7 protein-coding genes and 1 pseudogene are annotated in these 9,985 nt (G+C 73.6%); 3 read left to right on the top strand and 5 right to left on the bottom strand.

Annotation, left to right across the window (positions count from 1 at the left end; all coding sequences use genetic code 11):
* From HF577_RS34840 to HF577_RS34830, 3 genes and pseudogenes are all read left to right on the top strand, one after another.
* A pseudogene (locus tag HF577_RS34840) lies at positions 1 to 384 on the top strand (DUF3000 domain-containing protein); the annotation flags it as partial.
* A 304-nt stretch (positions 385 to 688) separates the two neighbouring features.
* Positions 689 to 1,342, top strand: a complete 654-nt coding sequence (locus HF577_RS34835) for a LuxR C-terminal-related transcriptional regulator (protein ID WP_075949948.1) — start codon at positions 689 to 691, stop codon at positions 1,340 to 1,342.
* A 116-nt stretch (positions 1,343 to 1,458) separates the two neighbouring features.
* Positions 1,459 to 2,583, top strand: coding sequence for a ribonuclease D (locus HF577_RS34830; protein WP_211175303.1), 1,125 nt, complete (start codon positions 1,459 to 1,461; stop codon positions 2,581 to 2,583).
* Here the strand turns inward: HF577_RS34830 and HF577_RS34825 are convergent, their stop codons facing one another.
* From HF577_RS34825 to HF577_RS34805, 5 genes are all read right to left on the bottom strand, one after another.
* On the bottom strand, positions 2,584 to 3,687 hold the full coding sequence (locus tag HF577_RS34825; RefSeq protein ID WP_169400262.1) for a sensor histidine kinase: 1,104 nt from the start codon (positions 3,685 to 3,687) through the stop codon (positions 2,584 to 2,586).
* Positions 3,688 to 3,853: 166 nt separating this feature from the next.
* Positions 3,854 to 4,519: a response regulator transcription factor gene (locus tag HF577_RS34820; protein ID WP_169400259.1), complete on the bottom strand. Its 666-nt coding sequence runs from the start codon at positions 4,517 to 4,519 to the stop codon at positions 3,854 to 3,856.
* The gene (locus HF577_RS34815; RefSeq protein WP_169400258.1) at positions 4,519 to 6,561 is read right to left on the bottom strand and encodes a 1-deoxy-D-xylulose-5-phosphate synthase; all 2,043 of its coding nucleotides are present in this window, start codon (positions 6,559 to 6,561) and stop codon (positions 4,519 to 4,521) included. Before HF577_RS34815 ends, HF577_RS34820 begins: the two co-directional genes overlap by 1 nt.
* A gap of 45 nt (positions 6,562 to 6,606) precedes the next feature.
* The gene (locus HF577_RS34810) at positions 6,607 to 7,902 is read right to left on the bottom strand and encodes a GGDEF domain-containing protein (RefSeq protein WP_169400257.1); all 1,296 of its coding nucleotides are present in this window, start codon (positions 7,900 to 7,902) and stop codon (positions 6,607 to 6,609) included.
* 156 nt (positions 7,903 to 8,058) lie between these two features.
* On the bottom strand, positions 8,059 to 9,426 hold the full coding sequence (locus HF577_RS34805; RefSeq protein ID WP_246267859.1) for a sensor domain-containing diguanylate cyclase: 1,368 nt from the start codon (positions 9,424 to 9,426) through the stop codon (positions 8,059 to 8,061).
* Positions 9,427 to 9,985: the final 559 nt, after the last annotated feature.

Here is a 9,985-nt window from a genome sequence, read left to right as displayed (position 1 = left end):
AGGTTGATCCTTCTGCACGATCCCGCAGGCCAGGACGCCTGGGAGGGCACCTTCCGGCTGGTCTGCTTCGTGCAGGCCCGCCTCGATCCGGAGCAGCTCGGCGACGAGATGCTGCCGGTGGTCGGATAGTCGTGGCTGACGGAGGCCCTCGAGGCGCGCCACGCCGAGTACGTGGCGCTCGGCGGCACCGTCACGCAGACCTCGTCGGTGCGTTTCGGCGACATCGCCGGCCCCCGCCGCGACGACGACGTGGAGCTCCGCGCGTCCTGGACTCCTACCGGTCCGGATCTGTCCCGTCACGCAGAGGCATTCTGCGCTCTGATCGCGTCGGCGGCCGGCTTACCTCCGGTCGGGGTACTTCCACTTGCCCACCGAACGGTCTGATTCGGCTGCTACCTGCGACTTCGATGCCTCGGGTGATCCCTTCCGTCACCCGGTCGGGTGGATGGATATCGACAACGCTGTAACTTTCACCCGGAGAACTTCGAACCACCACACGACGTTAGACCGCTTGGGGGGCTACGCTTCCTCCACGACACCTCCTCGGGCGGTCGGGCGACAGCTTCATCGACCGGGGGTCTGGTGCCGGTCGGGGGGCAACGACCGACTCCAGGGAGGTAGTGACGTGGCCGTTGTGGGCCAGGGCGCACCAGTTCGCGGCACTCCAGGTGCTGTGCTGTCGCCCGCGATGGTCCCGCATCCGCGGGAAGAGCTGTTCTCGGTGCTGGTGGTCGACGACCACCCACTTCTTCGCGAGGCGATCGCCGCGCGGCTGCGTTCCATGGGCGCAGGCACGGTGTACGAAGCCGCTTCGGTGGCCGAGGCCCGGGCCCGGGCGCATGCCAACGGGCCGTGCGATCTCGCGATCCTCGATCTCGGGCTGCCCGACGGCAGCGGGCTGGACCTGGTGACCGAACTCCGGTCGCTGGGCTGGAACCGGCTCGTCGTACTGGCGTCCTCGGACGACCCGTACGCGGTGCGCTCGGCGTTCCAGGCCGGTGCGCAGGCCTACCTGCTGAAGTCGGCCTCTGCGGCGATCGTCACCGACGGGGTCAAGCGCGTGCTGGACGGCGGGGTGTACGCCGATCCCACGGTGGCCCCACTGCTCGCCACGGGCACCCGCGTGCCGGGCACCGACAACACACCGCGCGAGCTCTCCGCCCGTGAGGTGGAGGTGTTGCAACTGGTGGCCGACGGGCAGTCCAACAAGGAGATCGGTGAGGCGCTGAGCCTCTCGGCGCTCACGGTGAAGAGCCACCTCTCCCGGATCGGGCGCAAGCTCGGCACGGGCGACCGAGCTCAGATGGTCGCGTTGGCGATGCGGGCCGGGGTCATCCGCTGACCGCAGATCCGCAGCACGAAGAAGAGCAGGCCGTTCGGCCGGACGCTCCGGCAGCCGTACCGCTGCTGGCGCCCCGGGACGGGCTGACGCGCGTCGTCGGCGACCGGGCCGCGCTGATGCGCACCGCGGAGGCTTTCGCCGCGGGGAGCGGCCCGATCGCTGTCGACGCCGAACGGGCCTCCGGCTTCCGGTACTCGCAGCGCGCGTACCTCGTACAACTACGGCGCGCCGGTGCGGGTACGGCCCTGATCGACCCGATTCCGCTGCGCAGTGACCTGTCCGAGCTCGCGCCGGCGCTGCGCGGGCCGGAGTGGGTGCTGCACGCGGCCAACCAGGACCTGCCGTGCCTCGCCGAGACGGGCCTCACCCCGTCCTCGCTCTTCGACACGGAGCTGGCCGGCCGGCTGGCCGGGCTCCCCCGCGTCGGCCTCGGCCCCCTGGTCGAGCAGATGCTGGGCCTCAGCCTGGAGAAGGGCCACGGCGCCGCCGACTGGTCCCGCCGTCCGCTGCCCGAGGACTGGCTCGTCTACGCCGCGCTCGACGTCGAGGTGCTGGTCGAGCTGCGTGACGTGCTCGCCGGGCTGCTCGCCGAGCAGGGCAAGCTGGACTGGGCCATGCAGGAGTTCGAGGCCGTACGCACGGCCGGGCCGCCCCAGCCCCGTGCCGAACCGTGGCGGCGCACCTCGGGCCTGCACAAGCTGCGCAAGCCCCGCGCCCTCGCGGTCGTCCGCGCCCTGTGGGAGGCGCGCGACCGGCTCGCCGCCGAACGCGACATCGCCCCGGGCCGGGTCCTGCCCGACTCCGCGATCATCGAGGCTGCCGCAGGCGCGCCGGCCAGTCCGGGCGACCTGGCGGCGCTCCCGGTGTTCCGGGGCCGTGCCCAGCGGCGCCTCACCTCCTACTGGTTCGCCGCGCTGCAGCAGGCCACCCAGCTCGACGCCGCGGCGCTGCCCGCGGTCACACCGGCCGCCGACGGGCCGCCTCCGGTCGGACGCTGGGCCGACCGCGACCCCGACGCCGCCGCCCGCCTCACCGCGGCCCGCGCCGCCGTCGTCGCCGTCGGCCTGGAATGGTCGGTGCCGGTGGAGAACCTCCTGCAGCCCGACCTGCTCCGCCGCCTGTGCTGGTCCCCGCCCCCCGACGGCGACGTGGCCGCGGCGCTGCGCGCCGGGGGCGCCCGGCCGTGGCAGATCGAGCTGCTGACCCCTCACCTGGAGACGGCGCTACAGGCCCACAGCTGATCAACCCGCGGGCAGCCGCACCGTCACCGCCAGGCCCCCGCCGGGCACCGGCTCGGCGCGCACCAGCCCACCGTGGGCCTGCACCACGGCACGCACGATCGAGAGCCCCAGCCCCGAACCGGGGGTGTCGCCGGTGCGCTCCACCGGACCCCGGCGGAACGGCTCGAACAGCTCGGGCACCCGGTCCGCCGGGATCACCGGCCCGCTGGAGGCGACCTGCAGCTCGGCGCAGCCATCCCGCATCCCGGTGCAGACGTCCACCCAGCCGCCCGCCACGTTGTGCCGCACCGCGTTCTCCAGCAGGTTCCCGGCCACGCGCTCGAGCAGCACCGGGTCGCCACGCGACGGCGCGGGCGCGGTCCGGACCTGCACCCGCAGCCCCCGCCGGGCCGCGTCCGCGCGGACGCCTGCCAGTGCGGGTGCGAGGAGCTCGGCGAGGTCGACGGGCCGCACCTCCGCCAGCTCGGCCCCCTCGGTGCGGGCCAGCAGCAACAGCCCCGCGATCAGGTCGTCGGCGCGCCGGGTGGCGTCCCGCACGACCGTGGCCATCCGGCGGAGCTCGGCGACGTCGGCCGCGGGGTCGGCCAGCGTGACGTCCACCTCGGTGCGCAGTACCGCCAGCGGGGTGCGCAGCTCGTGGCTCGCGTTGGCCACGAACCGCCGCTGCGCGTCGAACGCCGCCTGCAGCCGGTCCAGCATCGCGTCGAAGCCCGCGGCGAGCTCGGCGACCTCGCCGCGGGCGTCCCGCAGCCCGGTGCGGGTGTCGAGCGACTCGACGGTCAGCCGCCGGGCCGTGGCCGTGACCGCGTACAGCGGGCCCAGCACCCGGCCGACCAGCACCCAGGACACCACCGCCGCGGCGACGACGAGGAGCGGGAAGGCGATCAGCCCGGCCCGCAGCACATCGGCCCGCGCGGCGGCACCGACAGCGTCCTGGAGCTGCTCGGCGGGCACGGCCACGTCCCCCACCCGCACCGTGGTGCCGGGGGGCAGCGAGGGGACGGCCCGGGCCACGCCACCGACGAGCAGCCAGCCCAACCACAGCAGCAGCGCGCTCACCAGTGCCACGACGGCCGTGCTGACGAGGGTCAGCCGGGGGCGCAGCCCGACGCCCCGGCCCCCGAGCCGCGTCCCGGTGTTCTCCCGGGCCGGGACGGCCGGCGGCGGCGCCACGGGCTCCCCCGGCCCCCTGTCGGGCCGTGTGGAGCCCCGCGCGGGCTCGGGAGCCCTCGCTGCCGGCCTCGCTGGTTCGGCCACGGCAGCGCCTCGCTCAGCCCGCGGCCGGTACCCGGTAGCCGGCCCCGACCACCGTCTCGATCACGCCCGGGTCACCGAGCTTCTTGCGCAACGTCATCACCGTGACCCGCACGGTGGTGGTGAACGGGTCGGCGTTCTCGTCCCAGACGCGCTCCAGCAGCTCCTCGCTGCTCACCACGGCCCCGCCCGCACCGAGCAGGACCTCCAGCACCCCGAACTCCTTGCGCGTGAGTTCCACGGGCCGGCTGGCCCGGTGCACGGTGCGCCGGGCCGGATCGAGCGCGAGGTCGCCCGCGGTGAGCAGCGGCGGCACGGCCGGGGTGGCCCGGCGGCCGAGCGCGCGGCAGCGGGCGACGAGCTCGGGGAAGTCGAACGGTTTGGCGAGGTAGTCGTCCGCGCCGCGGGACAGGCCGTCGACCTTGTCGGCGAGCGTGCCGCTGGCCGTCAGCATCAGCACCCGCGTGGTGGCCCCGGACGCGACGATCTCAGCGCAGAGCCGGTCGCCCGACATCCCGGGCAGATCCCGGTCGAGCACCACCACGTCGTAGCGGGTGATGACCGACTTCTCGTGGCCGGTGTCGCCGTCGTAGGCGACGTCGACGGCCATCCCCTCGCGCCGTAGCCCGCGTGCCACGGCGTCGGCCAGTGCGCGCTCGTCCTCGACGATGAGCACGCGCATCAGCGTGCCTGCTCTCCCGGCGCCGACGACGCGGGCTCGTCGACGAGCTGGAGGCCCGGCAGCGCCGCCGCCCACTCGGTGACCCGCCGGGCGACGTCCTGGGCGGTGAGCCCCGCGGCGGCCAGCACGTCGGGGCGGCTGCCGTGGTCGAGGAAGCGCTGGGGGATCGCCAGGTCCCGGAGCGGGACGTCGCACTCCGCGGCGCGCAGCTCGTCGGCCAGCGCCGAGCCGAACCCGCCGTGGCGGCCGCTGTCGGAGACGGTCACCACGAGCCGGTGCTCGCGGGCCAGCCGGACGAGCACCGGCGGCACCGGCAGCACCCAGCGCGGGTCGACGACGGTGACCGGGATGCCCTGCTGTTCCAGGCGCTGGGCCGCGGCGAGGCCGAGCTCCCCGAACGCGCCCGCGCACACCAGGAGCACGGCGGGGCTGCGGTCACCGGCGGGGGCGGGCTCACGCAGGACGTCCACGCCGTCGGTGCGGCGAACCGCCGGCACCGACTCGATCACCGAACCCTTGGGGAAACGGATGGCGGTGGGCCCGTCGTCCACCGCGACGGCCTCCGCCAGCTCCTCACGCAGCGTCTGCGCGTCGCGGGGCGCCGCCACCCGCATGCCGGGCACGATCCCGAGGAGCGACAGGTCCCACATCCCGTTGTGCGACGGCCCGTCGCTGCCGGTGACACCGGCCCGGTCCAGCACGAGGGTGACGGCCTTGCCGTGCAGCGCCACGTCCATCAGGAGCTGGTCGAACGCCCGGTTGAGGAACGTCGAGTACAGCGCGACCACCGGGTGCAGGCCGCCCGCGGCCAGCCCGGCGGCGGACGTGAGCGCGTGCTGCTCGGCGATCCCGACGTCGATGCAGCGCTCGGGGAACGCCGCGGCGAACGGGGCGAGCCCGGTGGGACCGAGCATCGCCGCCGTGATGGCGACGACGTCAGGTCGCTTCGACCCCAGCGCCACCATCTCCTCGGCGAACACGCTCGTCCAGCCGACGGACGGGGGCCCGGTGGGCAGGCCCGTCTCCGGGTCGAACGCCGCCGGGCTGTGCATCTGCTCGACGGTGTCGTTCTCCGCCGGCGGGTACCCCGCGCCCTTGCGCGTGACGGCGTGGACGATCACGGGGCCGCCGAAGTGGCGCGCGCGGCGCAGCGCCGACTCCATCGCGGCGATGTCGTGCCCGTCGACCGGTCCGAAGTACTTGAGGCCGAGGTCGGAGAACAGCTCCTGCGGGCTCAGCGCGTCCTTCATGCCGGCCTTCAGTGCGTGCAGCCCGGCGTAGAGGGCGTTGCCGACGACCGGGGTGTTGGCGAGAGCCTGCTTGCCCGCGTCGAGCACCCGCTCGTAGCCCGGCTGCAGCCGCAGCGTGGCCAGCCGGTCGGCGAGGCCGCCGATCGTGGGTGCGTACGAGCGGCCGTTGTCGTTGACGACGATGACGATGTTGCGGTCGGCCACGGCGGCACCGGGGCCACCCTCGTCCTCCGCGCCGCCCGGCATGCGCCTGCCTGCGCCGAACCTGCGGCCGACCTCGCCCTCGCTGCCGGGCCGGTGTCCCCCGGTGGCGATGTTGTTGAGCGCCTCCCAGGCCATCCCGCCGGTGAGCGCGCCGTCACCGATCACCGCGACGACGTGACGCTGCTGGCCGGTGAGCGCGTAGGCACGCGCGATCCCGTCGGCCCAGGACAGCGAGGTGGAGGCGTGGCTGTTCTCGACGTGGTCGTGCTCGCTCTCCGCCCGGCACGGGTAGCCGGACAGGCCGCCGGACTTCTTGAGCCGGTCCCAGCCGTCCTGCCTGCCGGTGAGCATCTTGTGGACGTACGCCTGGTGCCCGGTGTCCCAGATCAACGTGTCACGCGGGGAGTCGAACACCCGGTGCAGCGCGATGGTCAGCTCCACGACGCCGAGGTTGGGGCCCAGGTGCCCACCGGTGCGGGAGACCGAGGCCACGAGCTCCCGGCGGATCTCCGCAGCGAGCGAGGCGAGTTGGTCGACCCCCAGGCGCTTGAGGTCGGCCGGGCCACGGACGGAACGCAACACGGTCACCGGGCCAGCTTACGAGAGGCTGCCACCCACGGCCCGACAATCCCGTCAGGTGCCGCTGCGCGGGGTGGGGATCTCCACCGGGGCGGCGAACCGGACGAGGTTCCGGCCGTCGCGCTTCGCGATGTAGAGCGATGCGTCGGCGGCGTTCAGCACCTGCTCGAGGGTGGTGCCGTCGATCGGCACCGCGGCACCGCCCACGGAGACCGACAGGCCCCCGATCGTGAGGACGCCGTCCGGCGTGTCGACGGCGACGGCCATGCACGCCACCCGTTGGCGCAGGCGTTCGGCGACCGCGCGCATCTCGGTGTCCCCCGCCGGACCGGGAGGCAGGTCGGGCAGCAGCACCACGAACTCCTCGCCCCCGAAGCGCCCGACGATGTCCTGCTCGCGCACCGCGGAGCGCAGTTCCGCCGCGACCGCGGCCAGTACGTCGTCGCCGACGAGGTGACCGTACGAGTCGTTGACGGCCTTGAAGTGGTCGAGGTCGAGGATCAGCACGGCGGCGGTACCCCGGGAGCGGTGGACCCGGCGCACGGTCCGCGTCCCCTGCACCTGCCAGGCGGCGGCGTTGAGCAGCCCGGTCTTCGCGTCCGTGCTCGCCACCTCCTCCAGCTGGCGGACCAGCACGGCGCGGTGCAGCACCAGGATCGGCGGCAGGACGAGCGCGACGAGACCCGGTGTGGAGCCGAGCGCGACCGCGGCCAGCGCACCGAGGCAGATCGTGGCGATCTCCACGGTGTTGTCGTCCCACCCGCCGACGAGGTCGCGGAACCCGGGACGCTCACTGGTCAGGACGATCACCGCGGCGACCAGCACGGTGTTGACCAGCACGTAGAGCAGCACGGCCAGGGCGATCCCCGCCACCCCGGACGCGTCGGCGGCGCCGGTGGGCAGGCCACCCGACTGCTGGACCACGGCGTGCGCGGCGCCTGCCGCGAGCACGACGGTGGCCGTGGTGTAGATGTGCCGGTGCAGCGGCACCTTCGCCGGACGCCACACCCGGTGCCACAGGTGCAGGTACACCGCCGCGATGACGGCGGCGGCGAGCATCGGGGGCAGCAGCAGCGCGGCCGCGAACGTCCACACCGAGCTGAGGTCGAAGTACGAGGTCTGCGCTGCCCTCCGCCGGATCCGTTCGATCCCGGTGGCCAGCTCCGTGTGCACGACGCTGAGGACGGTCAGGAACGCGGCGAGCCCGACGTCGCCCGACGACGGGACGGCGCCACCGGCCACGACGAACGCGACGGCGGCGGCCTCCACCGCGAGGACGACGGTGACGGCCCGGGGCGGTAGCCCCCAGAGTTCCCACCTGCCGGTAGTCGGCGGCGCCAGATCAGCCACGACCGCGATCTCCTTCCGCCGACACCGAGAGCGCGTGGCGCCGAGGCTAGTGAGCCGCGGAGGGCGTGTCAGGAGGATCGAGATCGCTCTTCGGGGTGGACTCGGCCGACGGTTTCGTCACGATCCGTGACCGAACCGTCTCGGCCTGCGGTGATGTCAGCCGGCGGCGGCCGGCGGTTCCCCCGCAGCGGTCGGCAGGCGGCCCGCGTGCTGGGTGGTGTGCTGCGCCGGCACCGCGAGCCCCATCCGCACGACGTTCCGGCCCGCACGCTTGGCGGTGTAGAGCGCCGCGTCGGCGATCTGCAGCAGAGTCCGCAGGTCGGCGCCCTCCGTGGGAGAGAGAGCGGCACCGACCGACACGGTGAGACCGGCGACCGTGAGCGGCCCGTCTGGCGTGGGGATCTCGACCCGCAGGTTCGCGACGCGTCGCCGGATCCGCTCGCCGACCGCCTCGAGCTCCGCCGTGCCGCTGCCCTCCAGGCCGCCGAGCAGGACCACGAACTCCTCGCCGCCGAACCGGCCGACGAGGTCGCGGTCGCGGACCTCGGTGCGCAGTGCGGCGGCGACGGCGGCGAGCACCTGGTCACCTGCGAGGTGGCCGTAGGTGTCGTTCACCGACTTGAAGTGGTCGAGATCGAGGACGAGCACACCCTTGGCGCCGTCGTGTCGGCTCGCGCGGCGCAGGGCGCGCTCGGCCTGGGCGTGCCATGCCGCGGCGTTGAGCAGCCCGGTCTTGCCGTCGGTGCTGGCGGCCTCCTCGAGCTGCCGGACGAGCACGGCGCGGTGCAGCACCAGCAGCGGCGGCAGGACGAGCAGGACGAGCCACGGGTTGACCCCGAGCGCGATGGCCGCGAGGGCACCGAGGCAGAGGGTGGCGATCTCGAGGACGTTCTCGTCCCAGGGGGCGAACACCTTGGTGAGGTTCGCCTCCGGGCTGCTCACCGCGATCGCGCCGGCGACGAGGCAGCTGTTGACCGTGGTGTAGGCGAGCAGCGCGAGCCCCAGCGCCCACAGCTGGTGGTTGCTGCCGATCTCCGTCCCACCGCCCGAGTGCTGGAGCACGGTGGCCGACGCGATGCACGCGAGGACCACCGTGGCGGAGGTGAAGGTCTGCTTGTAGAGGGGGACGCGCAGCCGCCACGCCCTCCACCACAGATGGCAGTGCACGATCACGGCCACGAGCGCCGCGTACGAGGGCGGCAGGGCCACCGCCGCCGCGAACGTCCACACGGAGCTGAGGTCGACGTGGTTACCGTCCGTGACCCGGCGCCGCACGCGCTCTACGCCGACGGCCACCTCGGTGTGGGCGATGCCGAGCAGGCAGAGAACGCCGGCTATCTGCAGCTGCGCCGGCGTGGGACCGGCATGACCGGCGAGCCCCAGGACGATGAGCGCCACCGAGGTGACCTCGACCAGCAGCACGGGGCCGAGCAGCCGCGCCGGTAGGGCCCAGATCGCCCATCGGCGAACGGCGAACATGCGTGAGAGCGGTCGGCCCGTCTCCGTGGCTCCGTCAGATCCCATCCGTGCTCTCTGTCCGCTGGGCGTTGGCCGGAGCCTAGTGGAGCCCGACGGTGAAGACCACCCGCCCGAGCGGGATCTCCAGCCGCCCGTGTCACAGTTGCGCCGCTCGGAGCGACAGGCCGTTACGAACCCACTTCCGGGTCAGTGAGGTAGGCCGAATGCGCGGCGCCCCGAACGCTCACACGGCGGAAACTGGCATACGTATGCAACATAAGCCCGCGTCCGTTCGAACGGCATGTGCGGGAGAGGCCGGGACCATCGCGCGCACTCCGGCAATTCGACTGCCCACGATCTACGCCGACGTCTCTCGACGTCCGCCGAGTGGAGAACGAACAGCGCGAGGAGGAAGCAGTCATGCGCAACCACAACTGGTGAATCAACGGCTCGGTCCCCGCCCGACGACGAAGGAGAGCCCGGTGCGCAACCACAACTGGTGAATGCCATCGCCACCCCACACATCCACCAAGGAGAACCTCGTGCGCAACCACAACTGGTGAACCCCGCGCCACCCTGGCCCCGCCGCCCACCAAGGAGAACCCGTGCGCAACCACAACTGGTG

Origin of the sequence: Pseudonocardia xinjiangensis (assembly GCF_012911925.1) — a bacterium.
In the GTDB taxonomy this organism is placed as follows: Bacteria; Actinomycetota; Actinomycetes; order Mycobacteriales; family Pseudonocardiaceae; genus Pseudonocardia; species Pseudonocardia xinjiangensis.
The sequence above is the reverse complement of the archived record's forward strand: the minus strand, read 5'-3'. Positions and strand labels throughout refer to the sequence as shown.

Excerpts from the sequence above, each read along its gene's own strand:
- HF577_RS34805 (WP_246267859.1), bottom strand. The coding sequence starts at position 9,426 with ATGGGATCTGACGGAGCCACGGAGACGGGCCGACCGCTCTCACGCATG.
- HF577_RS34830 (WP_211175303.1), top strand. The coding sequence starts at position 1,459 with ATGCGCACCGCGGAGGCTTTCGCCGCGGGGAGCGGCCCGATCGCTGTC.
- HF577_RS34820 (WP_169400259.1), bottom strand. The coding sequence starts at position 4,519 with ATGCGCGTGCTCATCGTCGAGGACGAGCGCGCACTGGCCGACGCCGTG.
- HF577_RS34835 (WP_075949948.1), top strand. The coding sequence starts at position 689 with ATGGTCCCGCATCCGCGGGAAGAGCTGTTCTCGGTGCTGGTGGTCGAC.